The sequence below is a fragment of the Micromonospora lutea genome (assembly GCF_016863535.1).
Classification (GTDB): domain Bacteria; phylum Actinomycetota; class Actinomycetes; order Mycobacteriales; family Micromonosporaceae; genus Micromonospora; species Micromonospora lutea.
The window spans coordinates 20,067-42,222 of sequence record NZ_BOPB01000021.1 but is presented as its reverse complement, the minus strand read 5'-3'; the positions used below and the strand labels follow the sequence as shown (position 1 = coordinate 42,222).

At 71.2% G+C, this 22,156-nt stretch carries 16 protein-coding genes and 1 pseudogene; 5 read left to right on the top strand and 12 right to left on the bottom strand.

The window, feature by feature from the left end:
* Positions 1–25 precede the first annotated feature (25 nt).
* The 3 genes from Vlu01_RS18580 to Vlu01_RS18570 form a co-directional block, all read right to left on the bottom strand.
* Positions 26–1,219 carry a thioester domain-containing protein gene (locus tag Vlu01_RS18580; protein ID WP_204001199.1) on the bottom strand — a complete coding sequence of 398 codons (1,194 nt, stop codon included), beginning with the start codon at positions 1,217–1,219 and terminating at the stop codon, positions 26–28.
* A gap of 179 nt (positions 1,220–1,398) precedes the next feature.
* A complete protein-coding gene (locus tag Vlu01_RS18575; RefSeq protein WP_204001407.1) occupies positions 1,399–2,085 on the bottom strand; it encodes a response regulator in 687 nt (228 codons plus the stop codon).
* On the bottom strand, positions 2,085–3,350 hold the full coding sequence (locus tag Vlu01_RS18570) for an ATP-binding protein (RefSeq protein WP_204001404.1): 1,266 nt from the start codon (positions 3,348–3,350) through the stop codon (positions 2,085–2,087). Before Vlu01_RS18570 ends, Vlu01_RS18575 begins: the two co-directional genes overlap by 1 nt.
* A gap of 502 nt (positions 3,351–3,852) precedes the next feature.
* Here Vlu01_RS18570 and Vlu01_RS18565 point away from each other — a divergent pair.
* From Vlu01_RS18565 to Vlu01_RS18555, 3 genes and pseudogenes are all read left to right on the top strand, one after another.
* Positions 3,853–5,352, top strand: coding sequence for a PspC domain-containing protein (locus Vlu01_RS18565; RefSeq protein WP_204001197.1), 1,500 nt, complete (start codon positions 3,853–3,855; stop codon positions 5,350–5,352).
* Positions 5,349–5,636 (top strand): annotated as a pseudogene (locus Vlu01_RS27960) (hypothetical protein); the annotation flags it as partial. The gene Vlu01_RS18565 and the pseudogene Vlu01_RS27960, both read left to right, overlap by 4 nt.
* Positions 5,637–5,952: 316 nt before the next feature.
* Entirely contained in the window at positions 5,953–7,200 is a 1,248-nt protein-coding gene (locus tag Vlu01_RS18555; protein WP_204001195.1) for a phosphatidylserine decarboxylase, read from the top strand.
* Positions 7,201–7,343: 143 nt separating this feature from the next.
* Here Vlu01_RS18555 and Vlu01_RS18550 read toward each other — a convergent pair whose 3' ends face one another.
* From Vlu01_RS18550 to Vlu01_RS18540, 3 genes are all read right to left on the bottom strand, one after another.
* The gene (locus Vlu01_RS18550) at positions 7,344–8,291 is read right to left on the bottom strand and encodes a CDP-alcohol phosphatidyltransferase family protein (protein WP_204001402.1); all 948 of its coding nucleotides are present in this window, start codon (positions 8,289–8,291) and stop codon (positions 7,344–7,346) included.
* Positions 8,292–8,656: 365 nt separating this feature from the next.
* On the bottom strand, positions 8,657–9,601 hold the full coding sequence (locus Vlu01_RS18545) for an NUDIX hydrolase (RefSeq protein WP_204001193.1): 945 nt from the start codon (positions 9,599–9,601) through the stop codon (positions 8,657–8,659).
* 85 nt (positions 9,602–9,686) lie between these two features.
* Entirely contained in the window at positions 9,687–10,634 is a 948-nt protein-coding gene (locus tag Vlu01_RS18540; RefSeq protein WP_204001191.1) for an NUDIX hydrolase, read from the bottom strand.
* Between the two features lie 144 nt (positions 10,635–10,778).
* Between Vlu01_RS18540 and Vlu01_RS27955 the strand changes: the two genes are divergently transcribed.
* On the top strand, positions 10,779–11,354 hold the full coding sequence (locus Vlu01_RS27955) for a PspC domain-containing protein (RefSeq protein WP_373307439.1): 576 nt from the start codon (positions 10,779–10,781) through the stop codon (positions 11,352–11,354).
* A gap of 33 nt (positions 11,355–11,387) precedes the next feature.
* Here Vlu01_RS27955 and guaA read toward each other — a convergent pair whose 3' ends face one another.
* Entirely contained in the window at positions 11,388–12,944 is a 1,557-nt protein-coding gene (gene guaA, locus Vlu01_RS18530) for a glutamine-hydrolyzing GMP synthase (protein WP_204001189.1), read from the bottom strand.
* Between the two features lie 128 nt (positions 12,945–13,072).
* Complete coding sequence (locus Vlu01_RS18525; RefSeq protein WP_204001187.1) at positions 13,073–14,755, bottom strand: FAD-dependent oxidoreductase; 1,683 nt, start codon at positions 14,753–14,755, stop codon at positions 13,073–13,075.
* Positions 14,756–14,976: 221 nt separating this feature from the next.
* On the opposite strand from Vlu01_RS18525, the gene Vlu01_RS18520 reads away from it, so the two are divergent.
* Complete coding sequence (locus tag Vlu01_RS18520; protein WP_204001185.1) at positions 14,977–16,083, top strand: LCP family protein; 1,107 nt, start codon at positions 14,977–14,979, stop codon at positions 16,081–16,083.
* A gap of 105 nt (positions 16,084–16,188) precedes the next feature.
* Here the strand turns inward: Vlu01_RS18520 and Vlu01_RS18515 are convergent, their stop codons facing one another.
* From Vlu01_RS18515 to guaB, 4 genes are all read right to left on the bottom strand, one after another.
* Positions 16,189–17,658, bottom strand: coding sequence for a M1 family metallopeptidase (locus Vlu01_RS18515; protein ID WP_204001183.1), 1,470 nt, complete (start codon positions 17,656–17,658; stop codon positions 16,189–16,191).
* Positions 17,659–17,786: 128 nt separating this feature from the next.
* On the bottom strand, positions 17,787–19,208 hold the full coding sequence (locus Vlu01_RS18510) for a M1 family metallopeptidase (protein WP_373307438.1): 1,422 nt from the start codon (positions 19,206–19,208) through the stop codon (positions 17,787–17,789).
* Positions 19,209–19,327: 119 nt separating this feature from the next.
* Positions 19,328–20,446 carry a GuaB3 family IMP dehydrogenase-related protein gene (locus tag Vlu01_RS18505; protein WP_204001180.1) on the bottom strand — a complete coding sequence of 373 codons (1,119 nt, stop codon included), beginning with the start codon at positions 20,444–20,446 and terminating at the stop codon, positions 19,328–19,330.
* A 37-nt stretch (positions 20,447–20,483) separates the two neighbouring features.
* Positions 20,484–22,046 carry an IMP dehydrogenase gene (gene guaB / locus Vlu01_RS18500; RefSeq protein ID WP_204001178.1) on the bottom strand — a complete coding sequence of 521 codons (1,563 nt, stop codon included), beginning with the start codon at positions 22,044–22,046 and terminating at the stop codon, positions 20,484–20,486.
* Positions 22,047–22,156 lie beyond the last annotated feature (110 nt).

Sequence of the window (22,156 nt, the reverse complement as noted above, 5' to 3'; positions counted from 1 at the left end):
GTCGGGCCGGGCTAGGCCGTGGCGATCAGGCCGTGAAGTGGACCCTGCGGCGACGCAGCACCAGAACGGTGACCGCGCCCGCGATCAGGAGCACCAGTCCGGCGGCGATCGCGGTGACGATCGGCGCGCCGGTCAGCGGCAGACCACCGTCGTTGGAGGCCGGCGAGGTGGACGGGGCCGGGCTCGCCGGGGACTCCTCGGGAGTGCTCGGCGAGGGCGACGGGGAGTCCGCCGGGGTGGACGGGGACGGCTGCGGCGTCGTGGGCTCGGGCTCCGGGCTCGGCTGCGGGGACGGTGCCTCGGCGAAGGTGGCAGCCGCCTTGGCGGTCACCGTGGCGCCGGTGCTGCCGCCCAGGATGAGCTTCTGCGCCGCCTTCTTGCCGGTGTAGAGGAAAACCCGGCCGAAGGAGACCGAGTCGGCGGCGGACGCGGTCACACTGACCTCGCCGGCGCCCTCGGCGGTGAGCCAGAACTGGCCCCCGTTGCTGGTGGTGGAGACCGGCGCGCCCTCGGCGTCGACAGCCGTTCCGCCGGTGACCGCCAGCGTGATGTCACCCGCCGGACCCTTCACGGTGAAGGGCCCGGCCTTCTCGCCGACCGTCGCGGTCGCCGTGGTCGGGTCGATGCTCAGCTCGGCCCTCGGCTCGGGCTGGTCGGTGGCGTTCGCGACCAGGTAGTCGTGAACCTTCTTGATCACGTCGTACTTCGACTTGCTGAGCAGGTCGCGCCCGGCGACCCAGTCACCGAGCTTGATGCCGTCACTGAAGTGCCACACAGCGGTCTGCGTGCCGAAGTAGAGCAGGTTGACACTTTCCTGCTCGTTCGTCCCGTCGGGCATGGTGGCGCCGGCGGCGGCGAGCAACGCGGCGGAATCGGCGTTGGGGTGGCCGTGAGTGAGCACCCACTGGACCTTCGCGAGGTTCTTCACCTGGGAGGCGTCCCAGGTGCCCTCCTGGTAGGTGCCGTCGATGGCGACGCTGGTGTGGTAGTCGATGCAGTAGGCCGTGACGCGCTTGCCCTCGATTTCGATGGCCAGCGCCGAGGTCCGCTTGGCCTTGCCGTCCAGCAGGAGCTTGACGCTGCTGCCCGGCACCGCCTTCGCCACACCGGTGGCCGGGGCTTCGGCGGCGGCCGGCGCGGCGGCACCAAGCGCCAGCGCACCGCCGGTGACGGCTGCGAGCGCGATCCGCGCCCAGCGCCGTCCTCGTTGTCCGATCATGAGTTTCGTGCACCTCTCGGGCAGGGAGTGACCCGCGTACGCGCGGGCGGCCGGAGTCGCCCCTCCCGCGGGATGAGCGGCATCCGCACGCAGGGAAAGGCGAGGGGGATTATCGACCGCGACTTGATCAAAAGTCACGCCCCGCAGCCCGTATTGGTCACATCTGCCAGAAAGGTCGGTTATACCAAGCGCCGGTCCGCCGCCCAGCGGGACAACTCGTAGCGGTTGGACATCTGGAGCTTGCGCAACACGTTGGAGACGTGGGTCTCGACCGTCTTGATCGAGATGTACAGCTCCCGGGCGATCTCCTTGTACGCGTACCCCCGGGCGAGCAGCCGCAGCACCTCTCGTTCCCGGTTGGTCAACTGGTCGAGCTCCGGGTCCGCGACCGGCGCGTCCGGACGGGCCGCGAAGGCGTCCAGCACGAAGCCGGCCAGGCGCGGACTGAACACCGCGTCGCCGTCGGCCACCCGCCGGATCGCGGCGGCCAGTTCGTCCGGTGAGATGGTCTTGGTGACATAGCCCCGCGCGCCGGCCCGGATCAGCCCGATCACGTCCTCGGCGGCGTCGGAGACGCTGAGCGCCAGGAATCGCACCTGGGGATGGCTGCGCCGCATCGCCTCCAGCACGGCCCGACCACCACCGTCGGGCATGTGTACGTCGAGCAGCACCACGTCCGGTCCAGTGGCCGCGATCCGGCTGACCGCCTCGGACACCGTGCTCGCCTCGCCCACCACCTCGACGTGCGCGCCGAGTTCGGCGCGTACCCCCGCTCGGAACATGGCGTGGTCGTCGACCAGGAACACCCGCAGCCGACCGGGCCCGGTGCCTTCCGATTCGACGGGTGGCGTCGACTGCTCGGCCATCATCTGTCCCTCTCCGCCGTGGCCGAGTCCCGGGAGATCGGCAGGATCAACCGGACCTCGGTCCCCTCTCCAGGCCGGGAGCGGATCTCCGCCCGGCCACCGTGCCGCTTCATCCGCCCGACGATCGAGCCCCGGACACCGTGCCGATGGTCCTCCACCGTATCCGGGTCGAACCCCACACCCCGATCCCGTACGAAGACACTTACCTGTTCGGGCTCGACCTCCGCGTAGAGCGAGACGGTCTGCACGCCGGCGTGCCGAGCGGCGTTCACCAGCGCCTCACGCGCCGCGGCCACCAGCGCGCCGACCCGCTCGTCGGTCTCCCGGTCACCCACCACGACCGCTTCCACCGTCATCGCGAAGGTGTCCTCCACCTCTGCCGCGGCTTGTTCCAACGCGGCGGCGAGGCGTTCGGTGGGTGACGCGGTGGGCTTGTAGAGCCAGTTGCGCAGCGAGCGCTCCTGTCCCCGGGCGAGCCGCTGCACGGTCTTGACGTCGCTGGCGTTGCGCTGGATCAAGGCGAGGGTGTGCAGCACCTGGTCGTGCACCATGGCTGCCAGCTCGGCCCGCTCCTGCTCGCGTATGCGGCCCTCGCGCTCCGAGCGAAGTTGGTTCCAGGTACGCCAGAGCACCGGCGCGGCCACCACCCCGACACCGGCCAGCCCGACCAGTGCGAAGATCACGCCGTTGATGACGGCGTCGAGGTTCTGCGCCGGGGAGTAGACCGCAGCCACCCCGATGATGCCGACCGCGACCAGTACCCCGCCGCCGACGAAGCGGAGCACGAACGCCCGCCGGTCGCTCTCCTCTATCACCGCGCCGAGCCAGGGTACGGGCATCGACTCGCCCCACTGACGCCGCCGCTCGGGCGCTGACTGGTGCCAGATCACGCCGGCGCCGACCGCGATGATGGCGACCAACCAACCCGCGGTGCCGGCCGCGCCGATCGAGTCGAAGACCATCACCTGGATCAGCAGCACACCGAGCCCGATGGCCACGAACGGCAGCAGCTGGCCAACGTCACGGCGAGGCGGTACGGCGGTGTCACCAGGCCGCAGCGGCACGACCGCCCAGAAAGCCGCGTAGAGCAGCAGACCCAGCCCGCTCAGTCCGAGCAGCACCATGAAGGCGACCCGGACCCGGACCACCGGGACTCCGAGGTGCTCGGCGATGCCGGCGGCCACCCCGGCCGCCATCCGGTGCTCCGGAGCGCGGAAGAGGCGAGGTGGTTGGCTGCTGCTGCTGATCGCGAGCTCCCTGGTCAGGACGGTCGGGCCGGACGACAGGCGAGAGGTTCCGGCACCGATCCGATCGTCACACGCGCCGTGGCCACCCGACCACGGGGACGCCCCCGACATTCCGGCGGGCCGGATCTCAGGGTGGGGTCAGGGTCGCCGCCGGAGGACGGTCGGGCGTCAAGCGCAGCAGGATCGAGGCATGACCGACGACGCTGCCCAGCCGCACCGGCCGGGGCCGACCGAACCGGAGCCGACACCTCCGGCGGCCGCCCGGCCGGGCGTACCCGAATCTCCCGGCGCCGGGGCGGACGACCGGGCCGCACCGGCCGTCGGACGCGCGCCCACCGGCGGCACGGCGTGGGACGACGCACCTCCACCCGTCGCCGCCGCGCCACCACCCACCGACGAGGCGGCATGGGACGGCCCCGCAGCACCACCACCCGCCGGGCCGGGGGGGCCTGGTGGGCCGGGTAGGCCGGGGGGGCCGGGGGGGCCGGGGGGGCGGCCGGGGGAGCATGGCGGACCAGGCGTGCCGGGGGGACCCGGCTGGTCCGGTGAGCCCGGTGGGCCCGGCGGGCCGCCGCCGGGGGGTGGCCAGCCCTTCGGCGGTGCCGGCTTCACCTCGCGGTACGGGCTGGTCCGCCCCCGGGACGGCCGTTACCTGGCCGGCGTCTGCGCTGCCGTGGGCCGGGCCACCAACACCGACCCGGTGCTCTGGCGAGTGCTGCTGGCGGTCCTGGGCTTCTTCGGCGGCATCGGCATTCTGGTCTACGTCGCCGCCTGGTTGATCATCCCAGGCGAGGGTGACAGCGCCTCGCCCGTCGAGTCCATGCTGGGCCGCGGGCGCTCCAGCATGTCGCCGGTCACCGTGATCATCCTCGGTGTCGTGGTGGCAGTGGGCTTCGGCTTCGTCGTCACCGACGCCTTCCGTGCGGTACTGCTCGGCGCGGCCATCCTGGTCGGCGGCGCGCTGCTGCTCAACCGTCAGCAGCGCGAAACGCGCCCCGGCCCGCCGGGGCCCGCGCCCGGCGCCCCGGGTGCGGACGTTCCCGCGAGCCCACCCCCGCCACCTGGTCCGGTGCCACCGGTCAGCTATCCCGGGCCGACCGCCTACCCGGCGGCCTATCCGGAATTCGGCCGGACCGCGACCGTCGCGCCACCCGCGTTCCACCCACCCGGCACGACGCCCGGCGTGCCCTCGGCACCGCCCGTGCCGTCGGCACCCGCCAGGCCTGAGGAGTCGACCATGCAGCTGCCCCCTACGCCGTCGTGGCCGACGAGCGCCACGGCGTCGGGCCCACCGGTCACCCCGCCGATCTACCGTCCGCCGTTCGCACCACACGGCCCCTACGCCGGGCCGCCGAAGGTGGCGCCGCCGCCTCCGCCACCGCCCAGGCCGAAGCCACCCCGCAAGCCACGGGAGCGATCGGCCCTGGGGGCGGTGACCTTCTCGTTGATCTTTGTCGCGTTGGGGCTGGTCGGCGTTCTCGACCTGCTGGACGTCTTCCCGATCGGCGCGTCGGCCTACTTCGCCGCGGCACTCGCCGTGATCGGTCTCGGCCTGCTCGCGGGTACCTGGTTCGGTCGGGCCCGCTGGCTGATCGCGCTCGGCCTCGTTACCGCCGCCGCCCTGGCCGTGGTCACCGTCGTCGAGTCCTACGACCGGGTACGCGGCGTGGACGGCGCGGTCACCTGGGCACCGGCGAACCACCGCGATCTCGCCGTCCGGTACGAACAGAGCTTCAACGACGCGGTGCTCGATCTACGGGCGATCGACTTCAGCCAGCAGGAGACCGAGATCACCGTTGTGATCAACTTCGGCGAGGCCACGGTGGTGGTACCGCCGAACGTGGACGTCACGGCGGTGACCCAGGTGACCGCCGGTGACGCGAACGTCTTCGGCCAGCGCGCGCGGGGGATGGACGACCGGCTCGCCGACATCGTCGATCTCGGCCCGGACGGCGTCGGGGGCGGAAAGCTGCGCCTGAACCTGCACATCAATGCCGGACACATGGAGGTGACCAGGTGAAGGCTCACCGTACCGATCTGGTGTCATTCGCCTTCGGGCTGCTCTTCCTCGCACTCGCCGCCTGGTGGCTGCTCGCCCAGGTGCTAGGTCTGGTGCTGCCACCGGTCGGCTGGTTCCTGGCCGGTGGGCTGATCCTGGTCGGTGGGCTCGGCCTGGTCGGTGCCCTACGCTCCAGCCGGTACAACGGTCGGCCGACCCCGGCCGACGCCCCTGACGACACCGGCCGGGACGTCGTCGCGCCGGACGCTGGTGCCGCCACCGACCCGCTCCCGGACACGGCAGATCCCGAACCCCCGATGGCGGGTACCCGGACCTCGGGCAGCCCGCAGATGGCAGCCGACCAGGAGCCGCAGGAGAGCCGTACGCTCGATCTGTTCGGCGGGGACGACGTGTCACCGCCCCGACGGCCGGGGCACGACGCCTGACCGTGCGGCAGCGGTCGCCCTCCGCCTATGCTGGCCGTGTGCTCCCGTCGGCGTCGGCCGGTCCGCATTCCCTGCGGGCTGCCGGGCTCGCACCGGCCGTTCCTGGCCGGGCTGACCGCGCCGCCGGCGGTGATCCTCGCGTCAGTCGCCTCTACTCGTCAGGAGTCCGTTCGACATGACCCAGTCCCCCGCCGTGCGTACGCCCGACCGATCCGGTCCGGTCCGCCTCGGCGAGCGTGCCGCCCGTACCCTCGTCTCCGAGCTTGCCCGGATCAACGACCCGAAGGCCGCCCTCCTGGTCGGCGCGGCTCCGGAGTCCGCGGTGCTGGCCGCGGCGATCGAAGCGATGCTGCCCGGCGACACCCTCACCGTGGTACCCGCCGAGCACGTCAACGCCACAGCGCTGCGGGAACACATCACCGCGCAGGGCCGCTGGGTCGACGACCGGGTCCGGGTTGTGGACAGCCTCGCCGAGGCGGAGGCCGCCGCGGTCGTCATCGCCGCCGAGGCGTTCACCGGCACTGCTGACGAGGCTCGCACCACCATCGAGGGCCTGACCAAGTACCTGGCCGACGGCGCGGTGCTCAGTGTCGCCACCGCCGTCGCCCGGACCGCCGGCGCCGCCGGCGAGTTGGAGCGGCAGGGCGCGCTGTACGGCGTCGGCAACGACCTGGTGCTGCGCAACAACCCACCGGTACGCGTGTACCGGCTCCGCTTCACCCCGGCTGACGCGGCAGCGGCGGAGCAGCTCGCTCCCGCCTACCGGCCGTCGAGTGTGCCGCTCAGCCGCGACATGCACATCGATTCCAACGGGGTCGCCGCCGCCGGCATCGCCCTCGGGCTGGCCGCGTTGACCCGACTGGCCCGACCGAAGTCGAAGCTCTGGCTGGTGCCCGCGCTGGCCGCCGCGCCGGTGGCCGCCTTCTTCCGGGATCCGGAGCGCGACGTGCCGGAGGATCCCTCGGCGGTGGTGGCTGCCGCCGACGGTCAGGTGCTGTCGGTGCAACGCCTGACCGACGAGCGTTTCGGCGACGGCGAGTTCCTGCGGATCGCGGTCTTCCTGTCGGTGCTCGACGTGCACGTCAACCGTTCCCCGGTGGCCGGCAGGGTGGTCGACTACTTCGTCGCCGACGGCGGGTTCGTCAACGCGATGAAGCCGGACGCGGAGCACAACGTGGCCGCTTACACGGTGCTGGAAACCACCCACGGCACCGTGGTGGTGGCCCAGCGGACCGGTCTCATCGCCCGCCGGATCGTGCAACGCGCTCCGATCGGTGCGTTGCTGGCCCGCGGCGAGCGGTTCGGGCTGATCCGCTTCGGCTCGCGCACCGACGTCTACCTGCCGGCAGAGGCGGCCGAGCCGCTCGTCGGGCCGGGTGACAAGGTGATCGGTGGATCGAGCGTGATCGCCCGCTGGCGCTGAGCCGGGCGATCGACGCCCGGGCCCGGGGGCACGGCAGCACCGGCCCCCAACCAGCCCGGACACGGCGCGGTGCCACGAGTCGGGCACAGCGGAAAGGGGCGTCGCGGCCTGGCCGCGACGCCCCTTTCCGTAGAGCTACCGGATCAGACGATGGTGCGGCGCTGACGCAGCCAGAGCACCGGGCCGCTGATCAAATAGCCGACCACGATCAGCCCGAAGGTGAGCCGGACGTCGATCAGGGCACCGACCACCGGAGCGAGCCAGACCCACGGCGGCAGCTTGAGCAGGCGGGCGAGCTTGGCGTACGGGAAGCTGCTGACCATGGTGAAGGCGAGCAGCGCCACCCCGGCGATCTGCACCGCGCCCGGTACCGGCATGCCGATCACGACCATCAGGGCGAGCACGGCGGCGGCCATCGTGGTGGGTACGCCGGAGAAGAACCGACCGTCGTTGGGCGAGACGTTGAACCGCGCCAGGCGGATGGCGGCGCAGGCGGCGACGAGCGCGGCGGCCACCGCGGCGGCGGCCGTCGGCGCGGAGCCGGCCAACGACGCGTAGACCACCACGGGTGCGGCGAGCCCGAAGGAGCACATGTCGGCCAGCGAGTCCATCTGGGCGCCGAAGGGGCTGGACACCCCGAGCTTGCGGGCCAGGGCACCGTCCAGGCCGTCGAACGCGACGCAGGCGATCAGGAGGAACGCGGCCAGCCGCACCTCGCCCTGCATGGCGACGAAGATCGCGTTGATGCCGAGCAGCAGGCTGGCCAGGGTGCAGGCGTTGACCAGGGCGAACTTCATCCGCCGGGCCGGGGTTCGCTCACCCGGCAGCAGCGGGACCGGTGTCGCTGTCGATTCGTCCAGCACCGGAGCCGGTGCGACGGGCGGGTTGACCGCGACCGGACCGACCAGCGGGCTGACCGGGGCGATCGTTTCCATCCCGGTGCGGTGGAACCGCTTGAGGCCGTACCGGCGACGCGGGCGGTCCTGGTACCGGGGCTCGGGCAACACGTCGGTCCCACCGTGCAGTTCCGCACCTCGGCGGCCGACGCGGACCAGCAGGACCTGGCGGGCGAGGGTGCCGCTGCGGCGCAGCGGGCCCGTCCAGCTTCGCCCTGCGGGACGCGGGCTGTCAGTCGTACGACGCCGGCGCCATGGGGCTCTCGGCACGTTTCCTCCATCACCGGATCGACTTACCGCCACGTGAGCGGGCGTCCGGCTGTCTCGTGCCGGACCTTCCTGGCCCGGCAGCCGTTTTGCGGAGTACACCATCGCACAGGGGGGTGGGGAATGGCGATAGCTGCCGGCGGTACTTATATCTCCCTTAATCGCGCGAACCGCCGTCTTATTCCCATCCGGGACAACGTCCCCCGTTTCCTGCACCTGCCCTGCATCGACTGTACCGGAGGGCCTCCACGCCGGCTGAGTGGCGAGATCAGCCTGAGGCGGCGACGGCGGAGTCACCTCGACGACAGAAGCATCGTCTCGGCGATCTCAGTCAACGGGAGTTTCCGCAGCTCGGAGGCGGCGAACCAGGCGGCACGAGCGGTGGAGCCCCCAGCCAGCTCGGTCACTACCGGTTCGCTCGGCAGGTCGACCCGCACCCGGTAGACGACCCGGATGCCGTGCCAGTCGATGGGATACCCCTCCGGCCCCAGGGCCGCCGGATTGTGCAGATTGTCCACCCCGACCAGCTCGATCACCCTGCCCATCTGGCCAGCCTCTTCGACCAACTCCCGTAGCAGCGCGATGACGGGCTGTTCACCATGATCAGTACCCCCACCGGGCAGGTGCCATTTCCCCGCCCCGGGATAGCCCGCAGAGATCAATGTCAGCAACACCCGTCCGTCGGGATCGGTGACCACCCCGTACGCCCCGAAGCGGACCCGGCGGCCGGCACCCGGACTGGCGAACGGCTCCCGGCGACGCAGCGCGCCTGTCGGTAACGGAACGACCGGCAGATCGAGAGCTTCGGCGGTGAACGCCAGCAGCGGCAGGCGCGCCGCCTCGTCCAGGGTCAACCAACGGGCCAGGTCGGTGCTGCCGTCGCGCTCGGCACCCAGCCGCCCACCCACCATCGTCAGGTCGAACAGCATCCGGTCGGTGTGCAACGCCACCCCGAGCTCCGGGTACGGCACCACATCCGCGACGACCGCCCGCAGCCCGGTCACCTCGACGGTCAGCCCGGTCTCCTCGGTGACCTCACGGACCACCGCGTGCGCGGGATGTTCGCCATGCTCCAGCCCGCCTCCGGGCAGCGACCAGACTCCCGGGAAATCCGCCAGCGCGGAGCCGCGCACCAGCAACACCCGCCGCTCGGCGTCCCGCAGCACCCCGTACGCCCCAACCCGCCGCACCTGCTCCCCCACCCCACCCGGCCCACCCGCCCGGCTTACGCCGATCATGAAGTTATCGCCCTCCGCCTGGCGTGTCCTGACAATAACTTCATGATCAACCCATCCGGGCGGGTGGGCGCGGGGCAGGGGTCGGTTAGGTCAGTTGGGCGGCTTGGACGGCTTCGGCGGTGACTTCGGTCAGGCGGTCGGACGGCAGGGCGCCGAGTTCCTCGCGGGCGAACCAGCGGGCCTCGCAGGTCGAGCCGCCGACATCACCAACGGTGGGCGGGGCCGGTTGGTCCACCACCACGCGATAGAAGGCGCGCACCCCGTGCCAGTCGATCGGGTAACCCTCCGGGCCGAGCGAGGCGGCGTCCCGGTGACTGGCCACCCCGAGCAGCCCGACGAGCCGCCCGGTCTGCCCGGTCTCCTCGACCAACTCCCGGATCAGCGCCGCGCCGGGCTGCTCGCCGTAGTCCGTGCCACCGCCCGGCAGGTGCCAGCAGCCCGCGCCCGGGTAGCCGTCGGAGACCCGGGTCAACAGCACCCGCCCCTCCGGGTCGGTGACCACGGCGTACGCGGCGAAGCGCTGCGCCCGGTGCAGCCCGTCCGGGCCGGGCACCGCGTAGAACGAGGGAAACTCCGGCGCTTCGTCGGGCACGATGTCGGCCGACGAGGCAGGCAGCCCGAGAGCCCGAGCGGTGAACGAGCGGAGTGGCAGCTGTGCCGCCTCGTCCCGGGTGAACCAGCGAACCAGGTCGGTCGGCCGGTCGACCCGGTCGGTGAGCGAGCCGCCCCGAACCGACGCCCGGTAGACCAGGCGGTCGGTATGGATCGTGATGCCCCGCTCAGGCAGTGCCCGCATGTCGGCCAGCACGTCGTGCAGGCCGGCGACAGCCACCGACAGGCCGGTCTCGGCGGCGGTCTCGCGTACGACTGTGTGGTGTGGATCCTCGCCGTGGTCGACTGCCCCTCCGGGCAGGGACCAGGTGCCAGGGGTGCCGGAGCGCTCCGATGCGCGGACCAGCAACACTCGGTCTACGGAATCAGTACAGACGGCGTATGCCGCGATCCTGCGCAGCGGCTCCAGCATGGTGGTCACGGAGCCAAATTCTCCCCGTCACCCGTTACCGACGCGGAAAAGAGTCGGATTCCTGACTGATCACTCGCCCCTGATAGGCAGTTCAGGGTAGGGATCCGGGCGGTCACCGAGGTCGATACGCTCCGCGACGGGCACCGTGGAGACATGACCTCCACACCTCACGCTCCGTACCGACAACTGCGCCGTCCGACCACCGACCGGATGATCGCCGGGGTGGCGAGCGGCGTCGGCCGCTACTTCGCCGTCGACCCCACCCTGGTCCGGGTGGCATTCGCCGTCGTCACGCTGGTGACCGGCGGTGTCGCTGCCCTCGCGTACCCGATCATGTGGTTCCTGATGCCCGAGGAGCCGGCCGGCGCACCCGCCTGGCCGCACCCGGCACCCGGCGCGCCACCCGCACCCACCGGCATGCCGCACGGACCAGCGGGCGCGCCGCACGGATCCGCCGGCGTGCCGCCGCAGCCGGCCGCCACACCACACCCTGCCTGGCCGTTTCCCGGACCGGCACCGCAGGCCGCCCCGGCCCCGACCACCTGGCCACCGGCGGCGACGCCGCCTCCCCACCCGACCCCGCCGGCCCCGCATCTCGAGAGTCCGCCAGCAGGCACCGAAGGTCCGACGACCCCGCTCGGCACCGCGCCGACGCCGGCTGACACGACGCCAGACACCGGACCGACCCCGGAGCCGGCACCGAGGTCCGCACCTCAACCGCCGGCGTGATGCGCCGTCACCGTGCGTCGACGGGGTGGCCCGTCACTCCCATTCGATGGTGCCCGGCGGCTTGCTGGTGACGTCCAGCACCACTCGGTTGACCTCGGCCACCTCGTTGGTGATCCGGGTGGAGATCCGGGCGATCACGTCGTAGGGCAGGCGGGACCAGTCGGCGGTCATCGCGTCCTCACTGGAGACCGGGCGCAGCACCACGGGATGCCCGTAGCTGCGCCCGTCACCCTGCACACCGACGCTACGCACGTCGGCCAGCAGCACCACCGGGAACTGCCAGACGTCCCGATCGAGGCCGGCGGCACTGAGCTCCTGGCGGGCGATGAAGTCGGCCCGGCGGAGCACGTCGAGCCGCTCCTGGTCGACCGCCCCGATGATCCGGATGGCCAGGCCCGGACCGGGGAAGGGATGCCGCCAGACCATCGCCTCGGGCAGCCCGAGCTGGAGACCGAGGGTACGGACCTCGTCCTTGAACAGCGTGCGCAACGGCTCGACCAGGGCGAACTTCAGATCGTCCGGCAGCCCGCCGACGTTGTGGTGACTCTTGATGTTGGCGGTGCCGGTGCCGCCGCCGGACTCGACCACGTCCGGGTAGAGGGTGCCCTGCACCAGGAACTCGACGTCACCGTGCGAGGCGATCTCCCGGGCGGCGGCCTCGAAGACCCGGATGAACTCCCGACCGATGATCTTGCGCTTCTGCTCCGGGTCGGTCACCCCGGCCAGCGCGCCGAGGAACCGGTCGGCGGCGTCGACCACCTTCAACTTGATGCCGGTGGCCGCGACGTAGTCCTTCTCCACCTGCTCGGCCTCGCCCGCGCGCAGCAGACCATGGTCAACGAAGACGCAGGTGAGCTGGTCTCCGACAGCCCGGTGCACGAGTGCGGCGGCGACCGCCGAGTCCACCCCGCCACTCAGACCGCAGATGACCTCCTTGTCGCCGACCTGCGCGCGGATCCGGGCGACCTGCTCGTCGATGATGTTCTCGGCCGTCCAGGTGGGCTCGATCCCGGCGATCTCGTAGAGGAAGCGGGTCAGCATCTCCTGCCCGTGTGCGGTGTGCCCCACCTCGGGGTGGAACTGCACGCCGGCCCGCCGTCCGGCCACGTCCTCGAACGCGGCGACCGGTGCACCCGCCGACTCGGCGGTCACCGTGAAACCCTCGGGCGCCTCGGTCACGCAGTCTCCGTGGCTCATCCAGACCGGCAGGTCGGCCGGCAGGTCGCGGAGCAGTACGCCCGGGTCGAGCAGGCGGGGACGCAGCGGAGTGCCGCCGTACTCGCGGCCACCGGTGCGCGTCACCGTGCCGCCGAGGGCGCGGGCCATCGCCTGGAATCCGTAACAGATGCCGAAGACCGGCACACCTGCGGTGAACAGCCCGTCATCGACCTGCGGAGCTCCCGGCTCGTAGACGCTGGCCGGACCGCCGGAGAGGATGATCGCGGCGGGGTCGCGGGCCAGCATCTCGGCCACGGGCATGGTGTGCGGGACGATCTCGGAGTAGACCTTCGCCTCGCGTACCCGGCGCGCGATCAGCTGGGCGTACTGGGCTCCGAAGTCGACCACGAGAACTGGACGCGGCAGGCTCATGGCCGCCAATCCTACCGAGCGTGATCGCACCTCCCCCCTCCCCCACCCCTCCGCCGATCATGCAGTTGTGGCGCTCGTTTTGCACCGATATTCACCTTTTGGGAGGTGCCACAACTGCATGATCGCCGTCAAGGGGGTGGGGGGAGGGGGTGGTGGGTGGGGTGGGGGTGGGTGGGGGTGAGGCGGCGGTAGGGGGAGCCCAGGGCGGGGCGGGGGTCGGGGTCGCCCTTGTTGGGCCAGAGGGACATGGCGCGTTCGGCCTGGGCGGTGATGGTGAGGGACGGATTGACGCCCAGATTGGCCGAGACGGCGGCACCGTCCACGACGTGCAGGCCGGGATGGCCGTAGACGCGATGGTAGGGGTCGATCACGCCGTCGTCGGGACTGGCACCGATCACCGCTCCGCCCAGGAGGTGCGCGGTCACCGGGATGTCGAACGGCTCGGTCAGCGCGCCGCCCGGCGTACCGTCGATCTCCTCGGCGAGCAGCCGGACCGCCTCGTTGCCGGCCGGGATCCAGGCCGGGTTGGGGGTGCCGTGGCCCGGCCTGGAGACAAGCCGGCGGCCGAGTGGACCACGCCGCAGCCGGAGGGTCAGCGAGTTGTCCGCCGACTGCATGACCAGAGCGATCACCGTACGCTCCGACCAGCGGCGCACCGAGAGCATCCGGACTGCCGACCGGGGCTGCCGGAGCAACTGCCCGAGCCACCTTCGCAGGCGGTGCGGACCGCCGTCGACCAGCAGCGACTGGAGCAGCCCCATCGCGTTCGAGCCTCGACCGTAGCGAGCCGGCTCGATGTGGGTCTGCGGGTCCGGGTGGAACGAGCTGGTGATGGCCACTCCTCCGGTGAAGTCCACGCCCCGCTCACGAGCCTTCCGGCGCGACACGGAGGCACCGAGGATCGCCTCCGAGTTGGTGCGGGTCAGCTCACCGAGCCGGGACGAGAGCCCGGGCAGGTCGCCGCCTTCCCGCATCTTGTGCAGCAGTCGCTGGGTACCCAACGCACCGGCGGCGAAGACCACCTGATCGGCGTGGATCACCTGCGGTCGGCGGCGCAGCCAGGCGCCGGTGCGCTCGGTGTGCACCTGGTACCCGCCGTCGACCGGCCGGACCGCGGTCACCGTGGTCAGCGGATGTATCCGGACACCGAGCCGCTCGGCCAGCCAGAGATAGTTCTTGACCAGCGTGTTCTTCGCCCCGACCCGGCAGCCGGTCATGCAGGCGCCGCAGTGGGTGCAGCCGGTACGCTCCGGGCCCGCGCCACCGAAGTACGGGTCGGCGACCCGCTCTCCCGGCCGGCCGAGGTGCACACCGACCGGGGTGGGCTGGAAGGTGTGCCCCACTCCCATCCGCTCGGCGACCTGCCGCATCGCCCGGTCAGCCGCGGTGGTGACCGGGTACCTGGTCACCCCGAGCATCCGTTTCGCCTGGTCGTAGTGGGGGGCCAGTTCGGCCCGCCAGTCGGTGAGGTGCCGCCACTGCGGGTCGTCGTAGAAGGCGTCGAGCGGTTCGTAGAGGGTGTTGGCGTACACCAGCGAACCGCCACCGACCCCAGCCCCGGACAGCACCAGCACCCCGCCGCCGGCCCGCCGGTCGGCCGCCCGGAGCAGGGTGATGCGCTGGATGCCGAAGCAGCCCAGCCTGGGCGCCCACAGGAAGCGGCGCAGCCGCCACGACGTCTGCGGGAAGTCGTCGTCGGCGAACCGCCGGCCCGCCTCCAGTACGCCGACCGAGTAGCCCTTCTCGGCCAGTCGCAACGCGGCGACGCTGCCGCCGAAACCCGACCCGATGACCACCACGTCGTACCGCATGCACGCATCATTACTCGCGAGTAGACCTCGCGCCAGAACCTGATTCCGCGCGATCATGCTCCGCACCGCGTCAGTTTCGCCCGGCCGGGACGCAACCACGAGCCCGGCTCAGCGCGTTGGACCGGTATCAACCAGGGCGGGTGTCGAAGTCCTCCGTCGAGCCGAGGCGGAGTCGCAGGTCGGCCAGGGACTTCGACGGACGCCCAAGGAGGCGGGGGAAGATGCTCGGAGGAGACCGGAGACGGTTGACGTTGGTGCTGGCCGGTCTGGCCACGCTGACGGTGGTCGCGGTGATCGGTGTGGTGGTGGCTCGTACGGCCGGCGACCGTGGGGCACCGACCGCCGCCACCGGCAGTCCGAGCGCGTCGCCCAGTGCCAGTGCCAGTGCCAGTCCCAGCCCGCCGCCCGGGGCCGACATCACCGGCCCGCTCAACCTGCTGCTGGTCGGGGTGGACACCCGGGTGAGCGTGCCCGGCTGGGAGCCGCACGCCGACGCCGTACTCGTGCTGCACGTACCGGCGGGGTTGTCCCAGGCGTACCTCTTCTCCCTCCCCCGCGACCTGGTGGTGGAGATCCCGGCGTACGAGCCGGCCGGCTACCGGGGCGGGCGCACCAAGCTCACCCACGCGATGAGCTACGGCAGCCGGGTACCGGACCGGCCCAAGCAACCGGACCCCGCCCAGGGGTACGAGCTGCTGCGCCGTACGGTCACCGACTACACCGGCCTCCGCATCGACGCGGGCGCGGTGCTCACCTTCGGCGGCTTCGACGAGTTGGTCGACAGCCTGGGCGGCGTGGACATCCGCATCGACCAGCGGGTGGTGTCGCGACACCGGCAGCCCGACGGCAAACACCGGCAGCCCGGCCCGGGCGTGGGCGGCTACGTCGGACCGCAGAAGGTCTACGAACCCGGCGATCAACATCTCAACGGCTGGCAGGCACTCGACTACGCCCGCCAGCGTTACCTGCCCGGCGGTGACTATGCCCGGCAACGCCATCACCAGCAACTGATCCGGGCCCTGATCGGGAAGATCCTCGACCAGGACCTGGCCCGGCAGCCCGAGCGGGTCGAGCAGGTGGTCGCCGCGCTCGGTGACGCACTGCTCTACGTCGGTGGACGGCGAATCGTGGACTTCGCGTACGCCCTCGGCACGCTGCCGCCGCAGGCGGTCACGCTGGTCGGGCTGCCCGGTGCGTCAGTGGGCCGGGGCAACGCCTACCGGGGCGAGGAACTGACCTCCGTGGGCCGTCGCTTCCTCACCGAGCTACGCGCCGGCAAAGCCGACGCCTACCTGGCCGAACATCCGAAACTGAAGATCAAAAGCTGACGGGTCGGCGCGGACCGGGCCGCCAGCGGGCGAGGCGGCATCTCGCCCGGTGGCGGAGGAACATCCCGGTGTACGACTGCGCGGGACCGGTCCAGGGCGAAAAATTTAGAGACGCTTCGGCGCGGCGGGCTTCTTCTTGCCGTAGAGCCAGGCGTCGAAGAGCTTCTCCAGCTTCTCACCGGAGACCCGCTCCGCCAGCGCCACGAACTCCTCCGTGGTGCCGTTGGCGTCGCGCTTCTCCCGCGCCCAGGTCTTGAGGATCTCGAAGAACGCCTTGTCGCCCACGGAGACCCGCAGGGCGTGCACCGTCATCGCGCCGCGCTGGTAGACCGACTCGCTGAACATGTTCTTCACTCCCGGCTTGCCCGGTGGCGTACGCCAGACCTCCGCCGGCACCCGCGCCATCCGGATGTCGAAGGCCTCCTTGGCGGTGAACTCGTCAGTGTGCTCAGCCCACAACCACTCGGCGTACGACGAGAGTCCCTCGTTGAGCCAGATGTCCTGCCACCGGCTGAGCGCCACGCTGTTACCGAACCACTGGTGGGCTACCTCGTGCGCGACGACGCCGGTGTTCTCGCCTCGGCGGAAGAAGCCCGCCGAATAGACCGACCTGCTCTGCGTCTCCAGGGCGTACCGGATCCGCTCGTCCGAGACGACCACACCGCCGTACGCCTCGACCGGGTAGGGACCGAAGACGGTCTCCAGGTAGTCGGCCACCTTGATGGTCTTGGCCATCGAAGCGTCCGCCGCGCCCTTGGACACCTTCGTGGTCACCGCGTTGAACACCGGTCGTCCCTTGTGGCTGCCCTCGGTGATCCGGAACTTTCCGATCGCCACCATGCTCAGGTAGCTGGCCATCGGCGTGTTCTCGGCCCAACGCCAGGTGGTCCAGCCGTCGGCGCTGGTCTTGCCGCCCGGCACACCGTTACTGATCGCGGTCAGTCCGTCCGGGACGGTGATCTCAAACCGGTAGGTGGCCTTGTCCGACGGGTGGTCGTTGACCGGGAACCAGGTACTGGCCGACTCGGGCTGGCCGAGGGCGATCGCGCCGTCGCTGGTGTGCAGCCAGCCGCCCTCGCCGACCGCCTGGTTCTTCAGCGACTTCGGCTTGCCCGCGTAGGTGATTTCCGCGGTGAAGTCCCGGCCGGACACCAGCCCTGCGGCGGGCGCGACGACCAGTTCGTTCTTCTCCTGCCGGTGTTGTGCCGGTGCACCGTCCACGGTGACCTCGCTCACCTTCAGGTGAGCCAGGTCGAGGTTGAACGACGACAGGTCGGCGGTCGCCTTCGCGTGCACCGTGGTGACGCCACTCAACCGGTCCTTCGCCGGGTCGTAGCGCACCTTCACCGTGTAGCCGGCGACGTCGTAGCCACCGTTGCCGTAGCTGGGAAAGTAGGGATCGCCGCCCCCGGCGGCACCCGGCTGGAAGTCCGGCGCCGGCGCGGCCGACTCACTCGGCGGTGCCGCACTCGGCTCCTTCTCCTCCGGGGCGGCCGAATCACAGCCGGTCACCCCCAACGCCCCCACCAGCAGCAGAGCCACGCTCCGCCGCAGGTGCGTCCGCACTCCTGTCATCGCACGTCCTCCCCGTGACACGGGACCGACCGGCGGCCGGCCCGAGCGATCGACTCCGTCCGATCGCAGGCCGCAGCCTACCGATCAAGTGATCACCGGACGAACATCGATCGGACGGTGGCAGCGGGTCAGGGCTGTGCGGGTGCGGTGGTGCCGCTCAGCCAGGTGTCGAAGAACGAACCCAGTTCACGCTTGGCGACCTGTTCGGCCAGGGCGACGAAGTCTGCGGTGGTGGCGGTGCCGTCGCGCCGCTCGCTGGTCCACGTCCGCAGGATCTCGAAGAAGGCGTCGTCACCGACGGTACGGCGCAGGGCGTGCACGGTCAGCGCTCCCCGCTTGTAGACGGCGGTGCTGAACATCCGGCCGGGGCCGGGATCCAGGGTGCGCCGGGACCAGTCCGTGGCCGCGTACTGGATCTCGAAGTTGCGCTGTGCGCTGCGCCCGCCGTCGTGCTCCTCCCACAGCCACTCGGCGTAGCTGGCGAAGCCCTCGTTGAGCCAGATGTCGCCCCAACGGGCCAGCGCCACACTGTTGCCGAACCACTGGTGGGCCAGTTCGTGGGCGACCACGCTGTAGTTCGGCTCGCCACTGCGGAAGAAACCCGGCCCGTAGACCGGCCGGGACTGGGTTTCCAGGGCGTACCCGATGCGGCTGTCGGAGACCGCCACCCCGCCGTACGACTCGAAGGGGTACGGCCCGAAGCGGGTGGCGAGGAAATCGGCGATCTCGCCGGTGCGGGCCAGGGAGGTCGCCGCCGGCCCGGTCGCCGGCAGTGCGTCGGGTACGGCGGTGACCATCGGCTTGCCGGCATGCTCGCCGGTCTGGACCCGGTAGTCGCCGATCACCAACGTGGTCAGATAGCTGGCCATCGGTGACCGCTCGGCCCAGCGCCAGGTGGTCCAGCCGTCGGCGCTGGTCCGCTCCCCCGGCACCCCGTTGCTGAGCGCGGCGAGCCCGTCCGGAACGGTCACCTCAAGGTCGTACGTGGCCTTGTCGGACGGATGGTCGTTGACCGGGAACCAGGTGGCTGCCGAGTGCGGCTGGCCGAGGGCGATCGCGCCATCCTCGGTGTGCTGGAACCCACCACTGCCCAGCACACCGTCGGCATCGGCCTCGGGCACGCCGCCATAGGCGACCTCCACGGTGAACCGGTCACCGGAGTCGATGCCCCGGGGCGGGGTGACCACCAGCTCGCCGTCGTCCCGCCGGTGCTCGGCCGCGGCACCGTCCACGGTCACCGAGTCGACCTCCAACCCGGACAGGTCCAGGTTGAAACGGGACAGTCCGTGGGTCGCCGTCGCGGTGATCTCGGCCCGCCCGGTGAGCTGGTCGTCCGTCGGGTCGTACCGCACCCCGAGCCGGTAGTGGGCGACGTCGTACCCACCGTTGCCGCTGCCCGGCACGTACGGGTCGCCGAGATCGGCGCTGCCGGCCCGGAACCCCTCCGGCGCCCGCTCACCAATGCCGCCGACCAGCACCACCGCTGCCACCACGGCCACGACCACGGCCGCCGCGCCGGCCCCCCACCACCTGCCCGACCCGCTGCTCACCAGCCCGAGCCTACTGCGCCAACCCCGTCGATCATGCAGTTGTGGCACGTGGCGAACCGGACATCACCTACTCAACCGGGTGCCACAACTGCATGATCGACGAGGCGGGGGGTGGGGGGTTAGCGGTCTAGGACTAGGGCTACTTTTTGGAACTCCTTGAGGTCGCGGTAGCCGCACTTGGCCATGGCGCGGCGTAGGCCACCGAAGAGGTTGAGTTGGCCGTCCGGCTCGTCGGCGGGGCCGAAGAGGAGCCGCTCCATCGAGCCGAGTGGCTCGCCGGCGGCCTCGAAGGCGCCCCGGGGCAGCGACGGGTGGCTGGCCGCCGAATGCCACCAGGCGCCGCCGGCCGGTGCCTCCTCGCACAACGACAACGGTTCGCCGAGCATCACCGCGTCCGCGCCGCAGCCGAGGGCCTTGGCGATGTCGCCGGAGGTGCGGATGTCACCGTCGGCGATCAGGTGCACGTACCGCCCGCCGGTTTCGTCGAGGTAGTCACGCCGGGCCGCGGCGGCGTCGGCGATCGCCGTCGCCATCGGCACCCGGATGCCGAGCACCGACTCCGTGGTGGACCACTCGTCTCCACCGATACCGATGATCACGCCGGCCGCGCCGGTCCGCATCAGGTGCAGGGCCGTCTTGTAGTCGGTGCAGCCACCGACGATGACCGGGAGATCGAGGTCGGCGATGAACTCCTTGAGGTTGAGCGGCTCGTCGGTGGTCGAGACGTGCTCGGCCGAGACGATGGTGCCCTGGATGACCAGGAGGTCGACGCCCGCGTCGAGGATGACCGGAGCCAGCGCCAGCGTGTGCTGCGGGGAGACGCGCACCGCCACCGTGCCGCCACCGTCGCGCAGCTCACGAACCCGTTCGGTGATCAGATCAGGCCGGATCGGCTCGGCGTACACCTCCTGGAGCCGTTTGGTGGCGCGGGCGTCCTCGTCGAGGCCGCCGAGCTCCTCCAGCACCTTGCTCGGGTTCTCGTAGCGGGTCCACAACCCTTCGACGTTGAGCACGCCGAGCCCGCCGAGCTGACCGAGCCGCACGGCCGAGGCCGGACTCATCGTCGCGTCGGAGGGGTGCCCGACACACGGAATGCCGAACTGGTACGCGTCGAGCTGCCAACCGGTGGAGACGTCGTCGACGTCCCGGGTCCGGCGGGACGGCACGATGGCGATGTCGTCCAGGTGGTAGCCGCGCTGCGCGGTCTTGCCCAGCCCGATTTCGACCACGTCACGCATGGGGCACTCCAGATGTGTTCGGGGGTGGTGGGAGGGGTCAGCGGGTGTGGTAGTTGGGCGCTTCGACGGTCATCTGGATGTCGTGCGGGTGGCTCTCCTTGAGCCCGGCCGCGGTGATCCGGATGAGCTGACCCCGCTGATGCAGCTCGGGGATGCTCTCCGCGCCGGCGTACCCCATCGCCAGCCGCAGGCCGCCGACCAGCTGGTGGGCAACCCGGGCGAGCGGCCCACGGTACGGCACCTGGCCCTCGACGCCCTCCGGGACCAGCTTCTCGTCGCTGGTCACGTCCTGCTGGAAGTAGCGGTCCTTGGAGTACGACTTGGCCTGCCCACGGGACTGCATGGCACCGAGCGACCCCATGCCGCGGTACGTCTTGAACTGCTTGCCGTTGACGAAGATCAGCTCACCGGGGCTCTCCTCGCAACCGGCCAGCAGGCTGCCGAGCATCACCGTGTCCGCGCCGGCGACCAGTGCCTTGGCGATGTCCCCGGAGTACTGGATGCCGCCGTCGCCGATGACCGGCACGCCGGCCGGTCGGGCCGCCCGGGCCGCCTCCATGATCGCCGTGATCTGCGGCACGCCGACACCCGCCACGATCCGGGTGGTGCAGATCGCTCCCGGTCCGACCCCGACCTTCACGCCGTCGGCTCCGGCCTCGACCAGCGCCTTCGCCCCCGCGTAGGTAGCCACGTTGCCACCGACGATGTCGACGGCGACGTCCTTCTTCAGCCGGCTGACCATCTCCAGCACCGCACGCTGATGGCCGTGGGCGGTGTCCACGATGATGACGTCGACCCCGGCGTCGACCAGTGCCCGGGCCCGCTTGTACGCGTCCTCGCCGACACCGATGGCCGCCGCCACCCGCAGCCGCCCCGCATCGTCCTTGGTGGAACTCGGGTACTGCTCGCTCTTGGTGAAGTCCTTGACGGTGATCAGCCCGCGCAGCTTGCCGGCGCCGTCGACGATCGGCAGCTTCTCGACCTTGTGCTGGCGCAGCAGGCCGAGCGCCTCGTCCTTGCTCACCCCGACCGGGGCGGTCACCAGCGGTGCCTTGGTCATGATCTCGCGGACCGGCAGGGCTGGGTCGGAGACGAAGCGCATGTCCCGGTTGGTGACGATGCCCACCAGTTGCCCCTGCGCATCCACCACCGGCACACCGGAGATGCGGTAGCGCCCACAGAGCTGGTCGACCTCGCGCAGGGTGTCATCCGGGCTCGCCGTCACCGGGTTGGTGATCATGCCGGATTCGGAACGCTTGACCAGGTCGACCTGGAGCGCCTGGTCCTCCACCGAGAGGTTGCGGTGCAGCACGCCGATGCCGCCCTGGCGGGCCATCGCAATCGCCATCCGGGCCTCGGTGACCGTGTCCATCGCGCTGGACAGCAGCGGGATGGAGAGCGAGACGTTGCGGGTCAGCCGGGTGATGGTGTTCACCCGACTCGGCACCACGTCGGACTCCCCCGGCTGGAGCAGCACGTCGTCGAAGGTCAGCCCCAGCGGCACCACCCTGGCCGAACCGGCGGGCAGCTCGGGCAGATGGCCGCCCAGCTCGCCGCCCTCGATGCCAGCAGAAAGGTCGGTACGGGGCGAATTCTCCACGATTGCTCTCCTGAGCTGTTCGAACCGGGCTTCAGCGAGGTGGCACGGGGGGCACCGGCGACCGCCGGGCGAGGGTTGCGTCAGCCTCATCGTACCCACTGAAGGTTTCT